Below are 18,312 nucleotides of genomic sequence, written 5' to 3' on the forward strand. Positions count from 1 at the left end.
GTCACCCGCCGGCCTTTCCTTTTGCGACTATTCTCTCCATGTCACTTCTTCCCGGGCCGTCCATGCTCAAGCAGTTACTCGCCAAGAAAGCTCCCCAGGCCGAACCCGACGACGCGCACGGCCCCGCCCTGCGCCGGACACTCGGGCCGTGGGGCCTGACGGCATTGGGCATCGGCGCAGTGATCGGTGGCGGCATCTTCGTCATCACCGGTGTCGCCGCCGCCGACCATGCCGGCCCCGCCATCATCCTGTCGTTTATCCTCGCCGCGATCTGCAGCCTGTTCACCGCGCTGTGCTACGCCGAGTTCGCCTCGATGATCCCGGTCTCGGGCAGCGCGTATTCCTACGCCTACGCCACGCTCGGTGAAGGCGCTGCCTGGTTCATCGGCTGGAACCTGGTCCTCGAGTACGGTGTCTCCGCCTCCGCGGTTGCCGTCAGCTGGACCGGCTACTTCGTCAGCCTGCTGGATCACGTCGGCATCCATATTCCACCCGCGCTGACCAACGCACCGCTCGACTATGTCGACGGTCGCCTGGTCGCCACGGGCGCGCTGTTCAACCTGCCCGCCGTCGGCATCACGCTGGCGCTGACCTGGCTCTGCTACGTCGGGATCAGGGAATCCACCGGCATCAACATGGCCATGGTGGCACTGAAGGTCGCGCTGATCCTGATCGTGATCATCGTCGGCGCACAGCATGTCGACACGGCCAACTGGCATCCGTTCATTCCGGAAAACCAGGGTGGCTTCAAGTACGGCTGGTCCGGTGTACTGCGTGGCGCCGCGCTGGTGTTCTTCGCTTATATCGGCTTCGAGGCGACCTCGACCGCGGCGCAGGAATCGAAGAATCCGCAACGCGACATGCCCATCGGCACGCTGGCGTCGCTCGCGATCTGCACCGTGCTCTACATCGCCATGGCAGCCGTGCTGACGGGCCTCGTACCGTTCGCCCAGCTCGGCACCGATGAGCCGGTCGTGACCGCGATTCGCAGCCATCCGGAACTGGGCTGGTTGCGCGGCGTCGTCGAAGTCGGCGCGCTGATCGGCCTGTCGTCCGTCGTGCTTGTCATGATCATCGCGCAGCCGCGCATCTTCATGATCATGGGTCGCGATGGACTGCTGCCGAAAGTCTTCACGACGATCCATCCGAAGTACCGCACGCCTCACCTCAACACGGTGATCACCGGCGTCGGCATCGCGATCCTCGCTGCCGTGTTCCCGCTCAACGTCCTCGGCGATCTCGTATCGATGGGGACGCTGGTCGCGTTCTGCGCGGTGTGCGGCGGCGTGTTGATCCTGCGCTTTACCGCGCCGGAACTTCCGCGCACGTTCCGCGTGCCCTGGGTGTGGTTCACGTGCATCGCAGGCATCGTCAGTTGCATCGGCCTGCTCTGTTTCATGAACTGGTACAACTGGGCATTGATGGGCATCTGGACGGTCGTCGGCATGGCGCTTTACGCCTCGTACGGCTACCGCCACAGCCGCCTTCGACGGGTCTCGTAGGCCCCCTCGAAACGCTCGTTAAAACCTCGCTAAATACGCGAGGTTTTTTCGTTAAATGATTGTTTTTGCGAAATAATACGCAGAAAGGCTGGTGTCATTTAACTGCCATTGGCCGGTCGCCCTCAGAGGGGAGTATGATCCCGGTTCCGTGGGTAAATCACTTGGCAGTGGGCCCCGGATTGCCGCTCAGCGCGCCAGGCGAGTCAGCTCCTCGGCCTGGCGCGTCTGAGCTGCATTTTGCGTCTCGCGAGATAAGAGCCAGCCTTCGGGCTGGCTTTTTTTGTGCGCTCGCTTTGCATTGCAAGCGCCGACGGCTCTTGTGACGTCGCATACGGCGAGCCGCGCCCAACGCGAGGCCGAAGGCGAGCCATCAAGCACCCGCCCACCCACCCACCCGCCAGATCAGATCATCACAGCGTGCGAGATACACCAGCCCTTGCTCGCCACGGCCTTGCCCGGGAACAGCTGGCAGGGGCCCCAGGCGGCTGCGGCCTTGCCCTGGTAGAAGTTGCAGTTCATGCAGGCGTCGCCGGGCGTCTTCTTGCCGGCCGCCTTGCTGCCGTCCTCGGTGTACTTGAGGGCCGAAGCCGTCGGATCGGAGGGCGAAAGGTGCGGGAGATCCTGGGCCTGGGCCATGCGCGGCAAGGTGCCGAGCACGCCGGCAACAGCGACGCCGCTGGCGGCGACCTTGAGGAAACGGCGGCGCCCCTCAATATTCTTATCGTGTTCCGACATGGGTAAAACCTCCGTCGATGGTGATCCGGCGTGCGTCTTTGCCGGTGCTGGCCGAAATCGTACCCGGTCGGCGAAAAAGGAGTGGTTCCCATTATCGCGGGAGCCGGTTTGCCCCCGTGGTATATTCGCCCCCTGTTTGGACGTCCAAATCCCCATGTCGAAGACCTTGTCCCACATCGATCCCGCCCTGCTGGCCGAGCGCGCCGACGCCATCGCCGATGCCGCCCGCGAACTGGCCGCGTTTGGCTGGACGCCGGCGACCAGCAGCAATTTCTCGATGCGCCTCGACGACGACCTTGCCGCCATCACCATTTCGGGGCGTGACAAGGGCCGTCTCGGCCGCGACGACATCATGGTCGTGGACATGGACGGCAAGGCGGTCGGCTCGGACAACCGCCCGTCCGCCGAGACTGGCCTGCATACCCAGATCTACCGCCGCTTTCCGCAAGCCAACGCGGTACTGCATACCCACTCGCGCACGCAGAGCGTCGCATCGCGGCTCTTCGCTGCGGAAGGCCGCGTGCACCTGGAAGGCTGGGAACTGCAGAAGGCGATCTCCGGCTACACCACGCACGAAAGCGTGCTCGATATCCCCGTCTTCCCCAATACCCAGCACATGCCCGAACTGGAGGCCCAGGTCGACGCCTGGATCGACAGCGGCAAGCCGCTGTACGCCTATCTGATCAATGGCCACGGCATCTACACCTGGGGTCGCGACATGGCGGAAACCCGCCGCCATCTCGAGGCCCTGGAGTTCCTGCTGGGCTGCGAACTCGACCTGAGGAGGCTTTCCCCATGAGCCGTCTGCGTATCTACGACGACAACCAGCACGACACCCCGGTGGCCGTGCATACCGACCACGCTGCCATCGCTACCGCCCTCAACGCGGTAGGCGTGCGCTTCGAACAGTGGGAGGCGAACCAGCCGATCGCGCCGGGCGCCACGCAGGACGAGGTCATCGAGGCCTATCGTGCGGACATCGATCGCCTGATGGCCGAGAACGGCTACCGGTCGGTCGACGTCATCAGCCTCAAGCCGGACAACCCGGACCGGGCGACCTTCCGCCAGAAGTTCCTCAACGAGCACACGCACAGCGAAGACGAAGTGCGCTTCTTCGTTGCTGGTGCCGGCCAGTTCACCCTGCATATCGACGGGCGTGTCTACGAGGTGCTGTGCGAAAAGGGCGACCTCATCGGCGTACCCGATGGCACACCGCACTGGTTCGACATGAGCGAATCGCCCTACTTCGTGGCCATCCGGCTGTTCACCAATACCGAGGGCTGGGTCGCGAGTTTCACCGGCGAGGACATCGCCGAGCGCTTCCCGCGCATGAACCCGCACCCGTCGGCGGCGGAAACCGCGACGTCCTGACCCGAACCCGGCGAGCGCTCAGGCGCGAACCAGCTCGCTCACCACCTCGCGGATGACCTGCGCGAGGTGGCTGACAGCCTCCGGCGCACCGGCGCCGCGATCGATCAGATGAATATCCGCCGAGGGCAGCGCCGGCAGACCCCATGCGTCGCTGGCCGTCTTCAGCGACGCCGGCACATGCAGCGACGTCCGTGGCACCACGCCGAGTCCCGCCTCCGCGGCGGCCCACAGCGCCGAGACACTCCCGCTGGTCAGCGCGAGTCGCCACGCGCGACCTGAACGATCCAGGGCTTCGATCGCGCCCTTGCGAAAGCCACACGGTGGATCGAGGACGAGCAGTGGAACCGGGTCGCCCGGCGCGAGCTCCAGTAAGGGATGCGCAAACCAATGCACCGGCATGGCCGCAAGCGGTGGGGTGACGTGTCCCGGCAAGGCGCCAAAGGTCAGCGCGAGGTCCAACTCGTCAGCCATCACCGCATTCGCCAACCGCTCGCTCCGGTCGACCCGAAGCTCCACACGTAGCGATGCGTGGGCGCGGCCAAAGCGCGCGAGGGCCTGGGTCAGGCCGCCTTGCGCGAAGTCCTGGGGCATGCCGAAGCGCAGCGCGCCCTGCAAGCCAGAAGCGCCGAGCGCGAGAACCGCCTCGTCGTTGAGCGCGAGCAGCCGCCGCGCGTAGCCCACCAGCAACTCGCCCTCCCAGGTCAGCGCCAGGGTTCGTCCGGTCTTGCGGAACAGGGGCTGGCCGATCCTCTCTTCCAGGCCACGAAGCTGCAGGCTGATCGCACCGGGCGTCCGATGCAGGTACCGCGCCGCCTTGCCGAAGCCGCCGAGATCCACGGCAGCGATCAGGGCGCGTAACGCCGAAAGGTCGAGAAGCATACGTTAGCCTTACTAATGCTTTAGTTCGGAATGTTTCGATATTAGCGCGATTTAGGCTGATCTAAGCTGGCCCCAATCCTTCTGGCGGACCGGCCAATGATCGCGATGCAGTACCGTTTCGACTTCCCTGGGTCGATGGACATGGCCACCATCCACCAGCGCGTCGTCGAGAAAGGACCGGGATTCGATGGACTGGCTGGCCTGGAGCAGAAGGCCTTTCTCGTGTCGGACGCCGCGCTCGGTGAGCCGAACCGCTACGCGCCGTTCTATCTCTGGCGCTCGGCCACCGGCATGCGCGAGTTCCTGCTCTCCGATGCCTTCGCCGCGGTATGCGATGCGTTCGGGAGGCCCGAGGTCGTCACATGGACCCTGCTGCGCTCTCGCCAGCTCGACACGAGCCGGCCGCCGGCCTATGCGACCCAGGAGACGACGCCCATCGCTCCCGGCGCGAGCACCCGTTCACTACGCGAGCTGGCGTTGACCGCCGCGTATCCGCGCGCCGGACTCCACTCATCGATCGTCGCCATCGACCCGCAAGGCTGGCGGGTCACGCGGGTGCTGCTGTGGCACGCGCTCCCCGAACCGGCGGCGGGCGTCGATACCTGGCACGTCCCCTACCTGGCGACGCGTCGGTGAAGCGCCTTGCTCTCGGCGTCACCCTTAGTGTTGCCCTTGGCGCCGGCCTCACCTTCGGCCTGTCGGCCACCGCCGCGCCGGTCGAGGCGACGGCGCGGCCGGGCGGCCTCGGCCAGCACGCCTCGACGGCAGCGGACCTGGCGGCGATCGCCGCCGTGCTCGACCGCTACACCCAATGCGTGACGGCAGGCGACGAAGCGGGCTTCCGGGCGCTTCTGCTGGACGACGACATTCCCTTCTCCGCGATCCCGCCGGGTCGCTCCGTGAAGGCGATGACCACGGCGAACCTTAGTCGGTATGCGGGTTTCCGCGACGCGGTGTTCCGTAGCGGGCAGCGTTTCCAGCAGAGCTTCCACCATGTGCGCATCGCGCAGGACGGTCCGCTGGCGCAGGCGTCGCTGGACTTCGTCACCCGTAGCGGTGACGGCGGCAGCACCGGTTGGAAGACCCTGCAACTGGTGAAGACAGCCGGCGGCTGGAAGATCGCCAGCGAGTTCTTCACCGTGCGCTCGCTGCGCTGACGCGCGGCCGTTTCGTCTGCCGGCGCCGTCGTTTATCCTGCGGAGTCTCCCCGCTCCCCAGGCCGTCCCTCATGTCCGATATCCGCGCCGTCCTCACCGACATCGAGGGCACCACCAGCTCGATCGACTTCGTCAAGGACGTGCTGTTCCCGTACGCCCGCAAGCATCTGCCTGCTTACGTCGAGACGCATACCGACGAAGCCGAAGTGCAGCACTGGCTTCACGAGGCGGCCAAGGAGGCTGGCATCGTCGAGGCCCCGCGTGGCGAGATTATCGACCTGCTGATCCGCTGGATCGACGAAGACCGCAAATCCACCGCATTGAAGGCCTTGCAGGGTCTGATCTGGCGCGAAGGCTACGAGTCCGGCGTCTTCACCTCCCACATGTATCCCGAGGTGCCTGCGCGCCTGCGCGCCTGGCACGACCAGGGCCTTGCGCTCTACGTGTATTCCTCGGGCTCGATCGCCGCGCAGAAACTGTTGTTCGGCTTCACCGAAGTGGGCGACCTCACGCCGCTCTTCACCGACTACTTCGACACCCAGACCGGGCACAAGCGCGAAACGGATTCGTACCGGAAGATCGCCGACGCCATCGGCCTGCCACCTGGCCAGGTGCTGTTCCTCTCCGACATCAAGGAGGAACTGGACGCCGCACGTGAGGCCGGCATGCGGACTATCCAGCTGGTGCGACCGCCGCAGGCGCTGACCGATGCCGGCCATCCTGCCGTGGCGGACTTCGATGCCATCACACCCTGATTCGGGTCGGCGGACGCCGATCTATGTGTTTGCCGCGTTCATTGCCGGCGCGCTGCTTACCGTCGGTGTGCTGCGTTCGGGCTCCTGGCCGGCGACAGCGAGCCACGAGGTTGCCGGGACGACAACGGCCCAGACGCCGGCGCCTGCCGGCAGCATCGCTCCGACTAAGAGCGCTGCCGCTGCCGATCCTGCCGTCGCCACGAGCACGGCGAGCGACGACGAGTCGGCCGAGCTCGACTCGGGCAACTGGCCGAACGATGCACCCACGCCGGAGCAGGTCTTCACGGCCCAGCCCGAGGCCTTGCGCAAGGCGGTAGGCGCCCTGGCAGCGCGCACGCCCGGCAAGACCAACGTATACGCGCTGGCCTTCGGCGGCGACGGCTCGGAAGACGTCTTTCGCAACGAGGCGGAATACGTCGACAGCCTGGTCAGCAAGCGGTTCGCCAGTCCGGGCCATACGCTGGTGCTGGAGAACAATCCGGCGACGTTGACGACGCGGCCGCTCGCCAGCTGGACCAATCTCGAAGGCGCCATCGACGGCCTGGCCAAGGTCATGGATCCGCGCGAGGACATCCTCGTGGTCTACGTCGCTACGCACGGCGGCAGCGACCACACGTTGCTGGTGGACATGGACCCGATCCCGCTCGACCAGCTCGATCCGGAAGGCCTGGCTCAAATCCTTTCGAGGCACGCATTCCGCTGGAAGGTAGTTGTGGTGAACGCCTGCTATTCCGGCGGTTTCATCCCGAAGCTCAGTGGACCGGGCAGCCTGGTCATGACCTCGGCCCGCGCGGACCGGACATCGTTCGGCTGCGGTGTGGATTCCGACATCACCTATTTCGGTCGCGCGTGGCTCGTCGATGGACTGAATGCGACGCCGGATTTCGTCGAGGCTTTCGGCAAGGCGAAGGCTGAGATCGCGGCGTGGGAGACCAAGGATTCGCTGCAGGCCTCCGAACCGCAGATCGCCATCGGCAACGGGATCGAGGCCAAGCTGGCCGCGTGGCGCAACAGCGTGAAAGCCGGCCCTGCGGTGCCTTTCGAGCCCGCCAAGTAATACCGGCCTTTGTGGGAGCCGATTTATCGGCGATTGGGTGCTAGCAGCACCCTGGCCCGCTGCCGCGGGATCGCCGATGAATCGGCTCCCACAATCGCCGATGAATCGGCTCCCACAAGAGCAAGGATCAGGCGGAGGTGTCTAGCGCGAAGCGATCGGCGTCCATCCATGCCGGGAAGCGGTCGCGGTGGACCTTCAGCGGCGCGGGATCCAGCACGACCGTGACGACCTGCTCCTGCGTACCCAGTTCCACCAGCGCCTCGCCCACCGGATCGATCACCGCGCTGTCGCCCGCATACGGCAGGTCGTTGCCGTCCACGCCGACACGGTTAACCCCGATGACATAGGCGAGGTTCTCGATCGCACGCGCACGCAGCAAGGTGCGCCACGGATGACGGCGCGGCGCCGGCCAGTTGGCCACGAACAGGGCCAGGTCGTAATCCATGCCGCCAGCGGCTTCCTCGCGGCGGCCATTGCGCAGCCATACCGGGAAGCGCAGGTCGTAGCAGACCTGCGGCAGGATGCGCCAACCCTTCAGCTCGACGATGAGCCGCTCGGTGCCGCCGCCGTAGCGGGTGTGCTCGCCGGCCATGCGGAACAGGTGGCGCTTGTCGTAATACGCCAGCGAACCGTCCGGCGAGGCCCACAGCAACCGATTGAATACCGTGTCGCCTTCGCGAATGACGAGGCTGCCGGTGAGCGTGGTGTTCACTTCGGTGGCCAGCTCGCGCATCCAGGCCACGCTGATGCCGTCCATCGTTTCGGCATTTGCCAACGTATCGTTGGTGAAGCCCGAGAGGAAGGTTTCCGGCAGCACGATGAGATCGCTGGGCGCAGCACGACGCACCAGCTTGCCGTAGTAATCGCGATTGCCGGCAGCGTCGTGCCAGCGCGTCGCGCCCTGGATGAGGGAAACGGTCAGAGTTTGCACAGCAGCTCCGCGGCGGCTTCCATGGTGGCGTCGTTCTTGGCGAAGCACAGCCGGACCAGCCGCGTGTCCGGCGCGCTTTCGTAGAACGGGCTCAGCGGAATCGCGGCGACGCCGCCTTCGCGGACGAGCCACTCGCTGAAGTTGATATCGTCCAGATCGCGGATCGCGCTGTAGTCGACGAGCTGGAAATAGCCGCCCGGAACGTCGAGCAGCTTCAACCGCGACGGCGCGATCAGCTTACGGAAGCGGTCACGCTTGGCCTGGTAGAACGCGGGCAATTCAAGGTAATGCTCCGGCGTCGACTCGAGGAATTCGGCGAACGCCCACTGCGCGGGATTGAACGTGCAGAAGGTCAGGTACTGGTGCACCTTGCGGAACTCGGCCGTGAGCGCCTTGGGCGCGATGGCGTAACCGACCTTCCAGCCGGTGCAGTGATAGGTCTTGCCGAACGACGAAACCACGATGCTGCGCGTGGCCAGTTCCTCATGACGCAGCACGCTCTGGTGCTCCGCGCCGTCGAACACGATGTGCTCGTAGACCTCGTCGGACAGCACCACGATGCTGGTGTCGCGCACGATGGCGGCGAGCTCATCCAGATCCGCACGCGACAGCACGGCACCGGACGGGTTGTGCGGCGAATTGATCAGGATCATGCGCGTCTTCGGCGTCACGGCGTCGCGTACGCGCTGCCAGTCGATCGCAAAGGTGGGCAGCGTCAGCGGAATATGCACCGCGGTCGCGCCCTGCAGTTCGATCGCGGGCTCGTAGCTGTCGTAGCAAGGGTCGAAAACGATGACTTCCTCCCCTGCCCTCACCACGGCGGCGATGGCGGAGAACAAGGCTTCGGTCGCACCGGAGGTGACCGTGACCTCGGTGTCCGGACTCACCCGATGGCCGTACAGGCGCTCGGTTTTCGCGGCGATCTGTTCGCGCAGCTTGGGGATGCCGATGCCCGGGGCGTACTGGTTCTTGCCCTCGGCCATGGCTCGCGTGATCGCTTCGCGCAACGGCGCCGGCGGCTCGAAATCAGGAAAACCCTGGCCCAGGTTGACCGCCTTGTGTTCCAGCGCAAGCTGGCTCATGACGCTGAAGATGGTCGTGCCGACCTTGGGAAGCTTGGTTTCGAGCTGCATCGAACATCCTTACTCGTTTGGACGGCCAAACGTGGCCGAAGGGCTCGATCCTAACATGCGGGCCATGGTGATCGCTGCTGCCTTGCTGGGGTCGGCAGCGACCTTGTCGCAGTCCTTGTGAAACTCGGCCTGCGCCTTGGGCAGGCGATCGGCAAGGAAGTCGACGAAGCTGCGGATGGCCGGCAGCAAGCCCCGGCGGCTCGGATAGACGAAGTGGAGGGTGCCCTGGGCCGTGGTGTATTCGGGCAGGACCCACTCCAGCTGACCGCTGGAGATCAACGGGCCGCAATAATCCTCGGGCAACAGCGCGACACCGCAACATTGCACGGCAGCGGCGATCAGCACCGTGAAATCGCCACTGACCAGGCGCGGCTTGACCTCGACCGCCGCCTTCTTGCCGTTGGAATCGACCAGCTCCCAGACCTGGGCGCCTTCGTGCTCGTACATGGACAGGGCGGGCAGCGCCGCCAGTTCGTCCAGCGTCTTCGGGCGTCCGTTGCTATCGAGGAATTTCGGGCTGGCGACCAGCAGGTTGCGCGCAAAGCCGATGCTGCGCAGAACCAGGGTGGCGTCCGTATCGAGCTTCTCGCGCACGCGGATCGCCACGTCGAAGGCCTCGCCGATGACGTCGACACGGCGATTGGTCGCGGTGACACGCACCTGCACCTTGGGATGCTCGAGCAGGAAGGCCGGCAACATCGGACCAAGGACGTTCTGGGCAAGCGAGACCGGGCAACTCACCCGGACGATGCCACGGGGCTCGGTGCGCAACTCGTCCACGGCGTCCTGCGCGGCGCGCGCCTCTTCCAGCACGGCGCGGCAGTGCGCGTAGAAGCGTTCGCCGATCTCAGTGACGACGAAACGGCGCGTCGTCCGCTGCAGCAGCCGGACCCCGAGGCGATCCTCGAGCTGGGCGATACGCTTGCTGAGGCGGGACTTGGGGATACCCAGGGCGCGGCCCGCCGCCGAGAACCCGCCGTGTTCGACCACGGAGGCGAAGAAGTAGAGATCGTTAAGGTCCTGCAGCGCGCCGTCCATCAGGCATCCGTCGTTTCTGATTCGAAACAATGAGTCTACTCCAGGCGGGCTAATCAGGCGATTGTCGCCAGCGTATCGTTCCCTCCGTGCCGCAACCTGCGGTCTACGACTGAGGAACACCCATGAAACTCCTGCATCTCGATGCCAGCGCGCTCGGCGCCTACTCCGTTTCCCGCGGCCTGACGGCGGCGATCGTGGCGGAGTTCGTCCAGAACCATCCGGGCGTCGACGTCACCTACCGTGACCTCCATGCCGCCCCGCTCGGCCACTGGGGCCTGCCGGCCGGCGAGAACGATCCGGTTGCCGCCGAAAACGCCGCCGTACTCGAGGAGTTTCTTGCCGCCGACGTGGTCGTCATCGGCTCGCCGATGTACAACTTCAGCATCACCAGTTCGCTGAAGGCCTGGATCGACCGCATCACGGTCGCCGGCAAGACCTTCCAGTACACCGCGAACGGCCCGGAAGGTCTGGCAGGCGGCAAGCGCGTGATCATTGCGTCGTCGCGTGGTGGCGTCTACAGCCAGGGAGCTCCAGCCGCTGGCATGGACTTCCAGGAGCCCTACCTGCGTGCGATCTTCGGCTTCCTTGGTGTCACCGACATCGAATTCGTCCGCGCCGAGGGCGTGGCCATGAGCGACGACCACAAGGCCCAGGCCGTCGGTGGTGCGATCGCTTCGATCGGCAGCGTTATCCGCAAGGCAGCGTGAGCGCCTCGACCCTGATCAGGACCCTTGCTTACCGGGCTTCTGATCGGGGTCGTTCTGCGATTCCTTCGGGTGTCCTTCCCCGGGAACCTTCGGTTTGCCCTGCGAGGGCTTGAGATTGTCTTCGCGGTAACCGGATGTCGGCTGGTCTTTCTTGTCGTCGGTCATCTTGCTCTCCTGCGTATCGTCATTGCCGTTGCTGGCAGGCCGCGTGGCCACACTCGCAGGCGCTTCCCACATTCTGGCTTTCGGCCGCCATGCGGCAGCTCTCGCTGCAGAAATCACGCGACACCGGGATCTGGCAATTGCACCCGTCGTGGTCACAGGGTTTGGTCGCCTCGCTCATGCCTCGTCTCCTCACGCGTGAAGGAACTCAGGCGAGCGTGCGCGGATCGGCGTCTATTTTTCGTTACAGCGCGGCGAAGCAGGCGGCGTATCGAGCGCGGCCCAGCCGTGGGCCTCGACCAGCAGGCCGCTGAGGCTGCGGACGTCTTGCAGGTTGTGCGCGGCGACGCGCACGAGATCGCCCGACGAACCACCGCGAAGATACGTCAGCCATGCACGCGGTGCTTCCGAGCCCGGCAGGTCGTCCTCTCGCACGATGCGAAGAAGGTTACGCTCCGCCGTCTGCATCTTGCAGTTCTCCCACACCTGGCGGTAGCGCCGACGCATGGGGTGCAACAGGTCGACGTGCATCAACCCGGCGAGCGGGTTGTTCATGCGTGCGAGTCGATAGCGCGTCGCCAGTAGCGGTGCGTCGTAGGATTTTCCGTTGTAGCTGACGAGGACGGTGTCTGCGTCGAGCCACTCTGCGAACGTTCGCAGCATCGCGCTTTCCGCTGCCATGGTGGTGATGTAGACCTGACGCACGCGGAGGCCACCGTCGTGCCAATCCGCGGCGCCGATCATGAAGGCGCGCGTGCCGGTCCCGCCGGCCAGGCCGGTCGTTTCAGTATCGAAATGCAGCAGATGTTCGCGACGGGCGCTGGTCAGGCGCGCGAAGCTGAGATCGAGTTCCGCCGGGGCGTCGGGCCAGGCGTAACGTTGTTCGAGGTAGCGCAGGCCGGGCGCGATCTCTTCGCCCGGAACGTCACGGCTGAAGGTACGCGGCGGCAGGCGCGGTTGACCGAGACGTTCGCGCACGCCGGCCATGCGACGGAGTACAGCGAGGTCGACAGCCAGTTTTTTGGGGGTCTGGTCGTCGCTGCCGCTCGCTGCTTTTTGTGGGAGCCGATTCATCGGCGAAACGGGCTGGCCTCGCTCCGCAGGAATCGCCGATGAATCGGCTCCCACAAAGGCAGCCCGTTTCGCCGACGAATCGGCTCCTACGACAGCGGGTTTTCCGCCGGCCTGGCGGCGGAGGGCGGCCAGGCGCGAGGCAAGGTCAGTCATGCGCTGGCGCCGATGGCGCTGGCACCGGGTGCGCCGGCTCCGAGCAGGCGGAGGACGCGGGCAGCGAGTGCGCGGGGCGTGACCTCGCGATGCTCGTCGGCGGCGAGCACGGGGCCGACGCAGGCAGGGCAGCCGGCCTTGCAGTCGCAGTTTTCAACCGTGGCGAGCGCGTGGGTGAGCAGTTCGGCGGCGCGCAGGAACAGGGGCTCGCTAAGACCGACGCCACCGGGGAAGTTGTCGTAGAGATAAACCGTCGGCAGGAAGCGATCGAGCGCATCCGGCAGCGCCAGGCCGCCATCCGGTGCACGAATCTGCCCTCGCCCCGTGGCATCCACTTGCGCCGACCAGCCGCCGTCGCCCGAGCCCACCGCCTTCTGCAGATCGCGCGGCTCGGCCATCACGGCCACGACCGCCGCGGTGTGCAACGCGTACGCCGCACCGAGGAAGCCATCGAGCGCGTGCTGACGCGAGCGGAAGGCCTCGTCGAGCACGCTCTGCGGCAATTGCCACCACACCGCGGTGGAATGCAGCTCCTGATCAGGCAGGCTGACCGGTCCGTAGCCGATGTTCTCGTGCGTGTAATAACGGATCTTCTTGTAGCCGGACACACGTCGCACGACGTGCACCTCGCCGTGGCGCGCACTGCCCTCACCCGAAGTGCTGCCGTCGAAGCACTCCAGCTCCTTGAGCTTCGTGTAGTCGATCGCGTCCGTGTAGTAGTCGACACGGGTGCGCGTGCAATACGCCTTGCGGCCTTCCCAGTCGAGTTTCTCGACCTGGTAAGGCACCGACTGGATCATGTGGATCGCTCCTTCGTAGAGCGTCAGCGCCGCGGCCGAATAATCCACTTCGGCGATGATCGTCTGCCGTCCTTCGGTGCGATCGACGACGACGAAATTGCCATCGGCCACGGAACGCAGGCTCACGGCGTTGGCCGGGTAGCTGTCGGCGATCCACTCCCAACGGTCGCCTTCCTGGTGCAGCACTTCGGCCTCGGCGAGGACCTGCAGATAGGGGCCGGCGTCGTCAGGACCGAAGGCATCGCCGGCGATGAAGGGCAATTCGAACGCCGCGCAACGGATGTGGTCGAGCAGGATCAGGGGCTGGTCGGGCTGGATGCGGGCCTGCTCCGGCGTCGCCTCGGTGAGGAAGGCCGGGTGGCGCATCAGGTACTGGTCGAGCGGTGCACTGGTGGCGACGAGCACGCCGAGCGAGGGCTGCTGGCGTCGCCCTGCCCGGCCGAAACGCTGCCAGGTGGCGGCGATCGATCCCGGGTAGCCATTGAGGACCACGGCGTCGAGGCTGCCGATGTCGACACCGAGTTCGAGCGCTGAGGTGGAGACGATGCCGTCGACGGCGCCGGCGCGCATGGCGCGTTCCACCTCGCGCCGCTCGGTGGGCAGATAACCACCACGGTACGCACGGATGCGGGGCGGCAGCCGCGTATCGTGATCGAAAACATCCTTGAGGTACTTGGTCAGGACTTCGACCATCAGTCGAGACTGCGCGAAGACCAGCGTTTTCATCTTCGCCTTGATCGCCACGCGTGCGATCAGGTTGGTCTGCGAGCGTGCCGACGCGCGCAGTCCGAGATCCGGATTGATCACCGGCGGATTCCACAGCAGGATGTGCTTGTCGCCACTGGGAGCGCCACTGTGCGTGATGGTGACGACCTCGTCCTCGATCAGCGCCTGCGCATGCTCGGTGGCATTGCCGATGGTGGCCGAGCAAAGGATGAACTGAGGACGCACGCCATAGAACGCGCAGATCCGCCTCAGCCTTCGCAGCACATTGGCCAGGTGCGAACCGAACACCCCGCGATAGGTATGGATCTCGTCGATCACCACGTAACGCAGGTTCTCGAAGAACTGCGCCCACTTCGTGTGATGGGGAAGGATCGCCTGATGAAGCATGTCGGGATTGCTGACCACCACGTCGCCGTGCAGCCGGATGGCCTGGCGTGCATCGCCCGGCGTATCGCCGTCGAAGGTGAAGGCTTTCACCCCGAGGTCGCCGGCCCGGTTGAGCTCGAGCAGCTCGGCGACCTGATCCTGCGCCAGCGCCTTGGTCGGGAACAGATACAGGGCCTTGGCCCCGGTTTCCAACACCGAAGCGATCACCGGCAAGGTGTAGCAGAGGGTTTTACCCGAGGCCGTCGGTGTCGAGACGAGCACGTTGCGGTCCGAGCGGGCAGCGTCCCAGGCTTCCTGTTGATGGCTGTAGAGGCGCTCGATGCCGTGTGCGGTCAGCGCCCTGGACAGGCCGGCAGGCAGGTCGTCGGGGAGCGGGACGAACTGTCCTTCCCGGCCGAAGACGGTAAACGCCGTCGCGACACGATCGCTGTACTTGACGCTGAGTCGACGCGCCAGCGTGCTGCCGTCATGGCTGACCGCCAGTGCGGAGTCCGCCTCATCGGTGAGGCGCGCTTTGAGGTAGGCAGCCATGGCGGCATCCGGGAGACAGGGGCGCCCGTTATCGCGCCTGGCGGTCTCACATCCTGCGACGCCTGCCGGAAAGGCCTAGAGCGTCGCGCTATCGGCCACGCGCCAGACGCCGGCCTCGTCTTCCACCTTGATCGCTGCTTCCTGGCCGGGCAGGTTCTGGATCGATGCGGTAAGCGCGAGCGCGTGGCGTACGGCCTCGTCCCGGGTCGCGAACTGACCGACCAGCTCGGCATTCCGGCGAAGGGTCCATTGACCGTGTGCCGACGCATTGAAGGGAACGTAGAGGATCGTGCGCTGCAAGGATGACACTCCGCCGGGAGAAGACCGGCGGCCCTCATGCAGGCGAAGCTAGGTGGCAGGTCGTCGCGGAGGCGTTACGACGAGGTCGGCGGCGTGGTCACGTCAACCGGTATAGGTGCGACGTGCCACGTCGAGCCAGTCGGCGTGACTCATGCCGCGCTCCATGGCGGCGTCGACTGCCACGCGTTCGTCCTCGAATTCCTCGAGTAGCGTGATCATGACGAAATCGCGCGGGCCCGCATGCAAGGCGGGCTCGACGATATAGGCAGCCTTCCACATGCCCGAGGTTACCCGCAGCGTGCGTACTTCCACCGAATACTGGCCAACGGTTCGACGATGCACGATGCAGCTCCAACCTGGGCGGTGTGCCTCGATTCTTACGCCCTCGCGACCAGGATGACAAGTCGCATCACGCTTTGGGTGGTGCCTGCGTTGCCAGACCGTCGCCGCTGGCGGGGATGGAGAAGGTTTTCGTCTCGCCCTGGCCCACGGTGGCGTCGGCATCGAGTCGTTCACCGTTGCATGCGCCATGCGTGTAGACACTCAGCTTGCGCGTGCCGGACGGGACGTGGAGCACCAGCTGTTGCCCAATTTCCATATCCGCGACCATCTTGTCGTCGAGATAGATGGCACTGGAGCAACCCGCGCCCCAGAGACCCTGCTCGCGCACCACGTTGAGCGTGGCATCGCCATCGGCCGCATCCTGGTTGGAGAAGGTGGTGCTCGAAAGCACGTCGTGAATGCCGACGTGGCGCTGATTCTGGGTAGCGCAGCCGGCGAGAAGCACGACACCGGCAAGGGCGAGATAACGCATGAGAGTGGCTCCGCAGGGAATGTGAAGAGCATTGGTTTCCGACCGTGCACGATCTGTGAAACCACCGGGTGTGCGGCATCCCCACGTCGCGTAGACATCCGCGCGCGAACAATCCCGCGCCCACCTCTTCAACCCTACCCAAGGAAGCGCCCATGGCCAGTCGCGACTGGATCGACATCGAATCGTTCGAGGCGATCGACGACACCGAGCAATTCGACCGGCCGGACATTCCTCGCGTCGAGGCGGTGCTCAGCGGCGCCCCCGAGCGTGACTGGCAGCAGTTCTTCATCGTCCGCGCCCGCGGGCTCGAGCAGACCCACCCGGGCCTGAAAATGGAAATCCTGGCCGACCGGCTCGGCTTCCACACCCGCGCCAGCAATGTCGAGGAGACCTGCCGGCTCGTCCACGAGGCCGTCCAGGGCACCAACCAGGACTTTGCCGCGCAGCGGGCCGCCGAAGAGCAACGTATCGCGGACCGGAACCAGGAGGTCCGCGAGCTGATGACCCGGGTCAAGACGATCAACGCCGACTGGCCGCCGCAGGAACCCACGGGCTGACATCCCCAAGAAAGCCCGGGAGGGATAGACTCCCTCCCATGAACCCCAAGCCGTCAGCCGCACCGTCCGCCCTGGTCTTCGACCGGGCGAGCATGGTTGCCGAGACGGTGGCCATGGTGCTCGAAGACGCCGGCTACCAGACCCGCGCGACGGTGACCTACCGCGACGCCCGGAAGGCCTTCCAGGAGATGGACGAACTCGTCCTGATGGTGGTGCATGCCGACATTCCCGGCGAACGGCGCGGCCGGGAACTGCTCAACGCCGCGCTTCGCGATCGCCCGGACACGGCCATCGTGATCGTTTCCAGCCGTCTGCCGGAAGACCTCGAGCCGGCGCCGCGCTCCGCCGTCTTCCTGGTCAAACCCTTCGATCGCGAACAGTTGCTCGATGCGGTCGAGCGGGCGCGTCAGTCGCGACCGGTCTCCTGACGGGCGCGTACACGCCGTCGGCATGATCGCCGCCATAGTCTCGCCATCATGTGCGGACGCTACGCCACCTACGGCCCGGTCAGTGTGTCTCGCGAAGCCCGCGAGGTGCTCGAACGCCTCGAGCTGGACCTCATCAGCGAGATCAACCAGCGCGACGATCACTTCAATATCGCGCCGACGCAACGCGCCCTCGTGGTGACGCAGGAAGATGCCGCGTTGCACGTGGGAGTGCATCGTTGGGGCCTGATACCTTCCTGGGCGAAGGACGCCGGCATCGGCGCGAAGCTGATCAACGCCCGACGCGAGGGCATTGCCGCGAAACCCGCCTTTCGCGCCGCGATGCGTCGGCGTCGCTGCCTGGTTCCCGCGTCCGGCTACTACGAATGGCAGGGCGAGAAAGGGCACAAGCAGCCGTACTTCGTGCGGCCGCCCGACGGCAGCCTCATGGTCTTCGCAGGGTTGTGGGAAAGCTGGCGCGATACGGAAGACAAGCCGCTGCGCACGTATACGATCATCACCGGCGAGCCCGGCAAGGTGGGCGGCGACATCCATGACCGGCAACCGGTCATCCTCGCACCCGATGCCTGGGAAGACTGGCTGTTCGCCGATCCCGACAAGGCCGTGGCCGTGCTCGACGCGGCGAACGAGCCCGATCTCGTCTTCTACCCGGTCACGAAGGCGGTGAGTTCGCCAAAAAACGATGGGCCCGAACTGGTCGAGCCCATCGAGTTAACTGACTGAGGCGGAGCGCCCGGCGATCAGAGGCAGGAGATCGCTTCGTCGCGGTAGCTGCTGTTGTAATCGCCCTTGACCTTCTGCAGCTCGTACATCACGACCTGCGCGCCCGAGCCGTTGGCGCGGACTTCGAGGCGCTCATGAGCACCATCCTTGCTGGCGGTGACCGTGCCCTTGTCGTCCTTGGCATCACCCTTGGCGTCGGGGCTCAGGGCCTGCCACTTGGGCACCACGCACTGCACGTAGGCCGGCACGGTCTTGCTCGATTTGCTGCTGAGCTTCGGCAAGGTGTCCTTCATGCCGCTGGTGGCGCAACCAGCGAGGAGGACGGCGGCGGCGATCGCAAGAACGTGTTTCATGCTGGATTCCACGGTTAGGTC

At 65.6% G+C, this 18,312-nt stretch carries 23 protein-coding genes; 11 read left to right on the plus strand and 12 right to left on the minus strand.

Features of this window, described 5'->3' with window-relative positions; translation table 11 throughout:
• Positions 1-62: 62 nt before the first annotated feature.
• Positions 63-1,502 carry an amino acid permease gene (locus tag BJI69_RS18945; protein WP_071925039.1) on the plus strand — a complete coding sequence of 480 codons (1,440 nt, stop codon included), beginning with the start codon at positions 63-65 and terminating at the stop codon, positions 1,500-1,502.
• Between the two features lie 402 nt (positions 1,503-1,904).
• Here the strand turns inward: BJI69_RS18945 and BJI69_RS18950 are convergent, their stop codons facing one another.
• Positions 1,905-2,237: a high-potential iron-sulfur protein gene (locus tag BJI69_RS18950; protein ID WP_046969703.1), complete on the minus strand. Its 333-nt coding sequence runs from the start codon at positions 2,235-2,237 to the stop codon at positions 1,905-1,907.
• A gap of 154 nt (positions 2,238-2,391) precedes the next feature.
• On the opposite strand from BJI69_RS18950, the gene BJI69_RS18955 reads away from it, so the two are divergent.
• Positions 2,392-3,036: a methylthioribulose 1-phosphate dehydratase gene (locus BJI69_RS18955; RefSeq protein ID WP_046980410.1), complete on the plus strand. Its 645-nt coding sequence runs from the start codon at positions 2,392-2,394 to the stop codon at positions 3,034-3,036.
• Positions 3,033-3,608, plus strand: a complete 576-nt coding sequence (locus BJI69_RS18960) for a 1,2-dihydroxy-3-keto-5-methylthiopentene dioxygenase (RefSeq protein WP_046980411.1) — start codon at positions 3,033-3,035, stop codon at positions 3,606-3,608. Before BJI69_RS18955 ends, BJI69_RS18960 begins: the two co-directional genes overlap by 4 nt.
• Positions 3,609-3,626: 18 nt before the next feature.
• On the opposite strand, the gene BJI69_RS18965 is transcribed toward BJI69_RS18960, so the two are convergent.
• On the minus strand, positions 3,627-4,487 hold the full coding sequence (locus BJI69_RS18965) for a LysR substrate-binding domain-containing protein (RefSeq protein ID WP_046980412.1): 861 nt from the start codon (positions 4,485-4,487) through the stop codon (positions 3,627-3,629).
• 96 nt (positions 4,488-4,583) lie between these two features.
• Between BJI69_RS18965 and BJI69_RS18970 the strand changes: the two genes are divergently transcribed.
• The 4 genes from BJI69_RS18970 to BJI69_RS18985 all read left to right on the plus strand — a co-directional run bounded on the left by BJI69_RS18970 (position 4,584) and on the right by BJI69_RS18985 (position 7,456).
• Positions 4,584-5,123: a DUF4865 family protein gene (locus BJI69_RS18970; protein WP_046968008.1), complete on the plus strand. Its 540-nt coding sequence runs from the start codon at positions 4,584-4,586 to the stop codon at positions 5,121-5,123.
• Entirely contained in the window at positions 5,120-5,644 is a 525-nt protein-coding gene (locus tag BJI69_RS18975) for a nuclear transport factor 2 family protein (protein ID WP_052767220.1), read from the plus strand. The genes BJI69_RS18970 and BJI69_RS18975 overlap by 4 nt, the downstream gene beginning before the upstream one ends.
• A gap of 71 nt (positions 5,645-5,715) precedes the next feature.
• Positions 5,716-6,399 (plus strand): acireductone synthase, encoded by a 684-nt coding sequence (gene mtnC / locus BJI69_RS18980; protein WP_046968009.1) that lies wholly within the window; start codon positions 5,716-5,718, stop codon positions 6,397-6,399.
• A complete protein-coding gene (locus tag BJI69_RS18985; RefSeq protein WP_078023529.1) occupies positions 6,383-7,456 on the plus strand; it encodes a C13 family peptidase in 1,074 nt (357 codons plus the stop codon). Before mtnC ends, BJI69_RS18985 begins: the two co-directional genes overlap by 17 nt.
• A gap of 127 nt (positions 7,457-7,583) precedes the next feature.
• Here BJI69_RS18985 and BJI69_RS18990 read toward each other — a convergent pair whose 3' ends face one another.
• From BJI69_RS18990 to BJI69_RS19000, 3 genes are read right to left on the minus strand one after another with little or no spacing between them, the layout of a single operon-like run.
• Entirely contained in the window at positions 7,584-8,387 is an 804-nt protein-coding gene (locus BJI69_RS18990; protein WP_046968010.1) for an amidohydrolase, read from the minus strand.
• Entirely contained in the window at positions 8,375-9,520 is a 1,146-nt protein-coding gene (locus tag BJI69_RS18995; RefSeq protein ID WP_046968011.1) for a pyridoxal phosphate-dependent aminotransferase, read from the minus strand. The genes BJI69_RS18990 and BJI69_RS18995 overlap by 13 nt, the downstream gene beginning before the upstream one ends.
• Positions 9,521-9,529: 9 nt before the next feature.
• Complete coding sequence (locus tag BJI69_RS19000; RefSeq protein WP_078023342.1) at positions 9,530-10,558, minus strand: LysR substrate-binding domain-containing protein; 1,029 nt, start codon at positions 10,556-10,558, stop codon at positions 9,530-9,532.
• A 122-nt stretch (positions 10,559-10,680) separates the two neighbouring features.
• Here BJI69_RS19000 and BJI69_RS19005 point away from each other — a divergent pair, with 122 nt between their 5' ends.
• Complete coding sequence (locus BJI69_RS19005; RefSeq protein ID WP_046968012.1) at positions 10,681-11,265, plus strand: FMN-dependent NADH-azoreductase; 585 nt, start codon at positions 10,681-10,683, stop codon at positions 11,263-11,265.
• Positions 11,266-11,280: 15 nt separating this feature from the next.
• On the opposite strand, the gene BJI69_RS19010 is transcribed toward BJI69_RS19005, so the two are convergent.
• The 6 genes from BJI69_RS19010 to BJI69_RS19030 form a co-directional block, all read right to left on the minus strand.
• On the minus strand, positions 11,281-11,502 hold the full coding sequence (locus BJI69_RS19010; protein WP_046968013.1) for a hypothetical protein: 222 nt from the start codon (positions 11,500-11,502) through the stop codon (positions 11,281-11,283).
• A gap of 159 nt (positions 11,503-11,661) precedes the next feature.
• Positions 11,662-12,501 (minus strand): ribonuclease H-like domain-containing protein, encoded by an 840-nt coding sequence (locus BJI69_RS19015; protein ID WP_046968014.1) that lies wholly within the window; start codon positions 12,499-12,501, stop codon positions 11,662-11,664.
• Between the two features lie 149 nt (positions 12,502-12,650).
• Positions 12,651-15,098 carry a DEAD/DEAH box helicase gene (locus tag BJI69_RS19020; RefSeq protein WP_046968015.1) on the minus strand — a complete coding sequence of 816 codons (2,448 nt, stop codon included), beginning with the start codon at positions 15,096-15,098 and terminating at the stop codon, positions 12,651-12,653.
• A gap of 75 nt (positions 15,099-15,173) precedes the next feature.
• The gene (locus BJI69_RS19025; RefSeq protein WP_046968016.1) at positions 15,174-15,398 is read right to left on the minus strand and encodes a hypothetical protein; all 225 of its coding nucleotides are present in this window, start codon (positions 15,396-15,398) and stop codon (positions 15,174-15,176) included.
• Between the two features lie 102 nt (positions 15,399-15,500).
• The gene (locus tag BJI69_RS22390; RefSeq protein ID WP_125903118.1) at positions 15,501-15,740 is read right to left on the minus strand and encodes a hypothetical protein; all 240 of its coding nucleotides are present in this window, start codon (positions 15,738-15,740) and stop codon (positions 15,501-15,503) included.
• Between the two features lie 67 nt (positions 15,741-15,807).
• Positions 15,808-16,212 carry a hypothetical protein gene (locus BJI69_RS19030; RefSeq protein WP_046968017.1) on the minus strand — a complete coding sequence of 135 codons (405 nt, stop codon included), beginning with the start codon at positions 16,210-16,212 and terminating at the stop codon, positions 15,808-15,810.
• A 152-nt stretch (positions 16,213-16,364) separates the two neighbouring features.
• Between BJI69_RS19030 and BJI69_RS19035 the strand changes: the two genes are divergently transcribed.
• The 3 genes from BJI69_RS19035 to BJI69_RS19045 are packed head-to-tail and all read left to right on the plus strand — an operon-like array spanning position 16,365 to position 17,938.
• Positions 16,365-16,769 carry a hypothetical protein gene (locus BJI69_RS19035; protein WP_046968018.1) on the plus strand — a complete coding sequence of 135 codons (405 nt, stop codon included), beginning with the start codon at positions 16,365-16,367 and terminating at the stop codon, positions 16,767-16,769.
• 38 nt (positions 16,770-16,807) lie between these two features.
• Positions 16,808-17,197 carry a DNA-binding transcriptional response regulator gene (locus tag BJI69_RS19040; RefSeq protein WP_052767222.1) on the plus strand — a complete coding sequence of 130 codons (390 nt, stop codon included), beginning with the start codon at positions 16,808-16,810 and terminating at the stop codon, positions 17,195-17,197.
• Positions 17,198-17,245: 48 nt separating this feature from the next.
• Positions 17,246-17,938, plus strand: coding sequence for an SOS response-associated peptidase (locus BJI69_RS19045; protein ID WP_046968019.1), 693 nt, complete (start codon positions 17,246-17,248; stop codon positions 17,936-17,938).
• Between the two features lie 17 nt (positions 17,939-17,955).
• Here BJI69_RS19045 and BJI69_RS19050 read toward each other — a convergent pair whose 3' ends face one another.
• Positions 17,956-18,291: a hypothetical protein gene (locus BJI69_RS19050; protein WP_052767223.1), complete on the minus strand. Its 336-nt coding sequence runs from the start codon at positions 18,289-18,291 to the stop codon at positions 17,956-17,958.
• Positions 18,292-18,312 lie beyond the last annotated feature (21 nt).

Origin of the sequence: Luteibacter rhizovicinus DSM 16549 (assembly GCF_001887595.1) — a bacterium.
Taxonomy (GTDB): Bacteria; Pseudomonadota; Gammaproteobacteria; order Xanthomonadales; family Rhodanobacteraceae; genus Luteibacter; species Luteibacter rhizovicinus.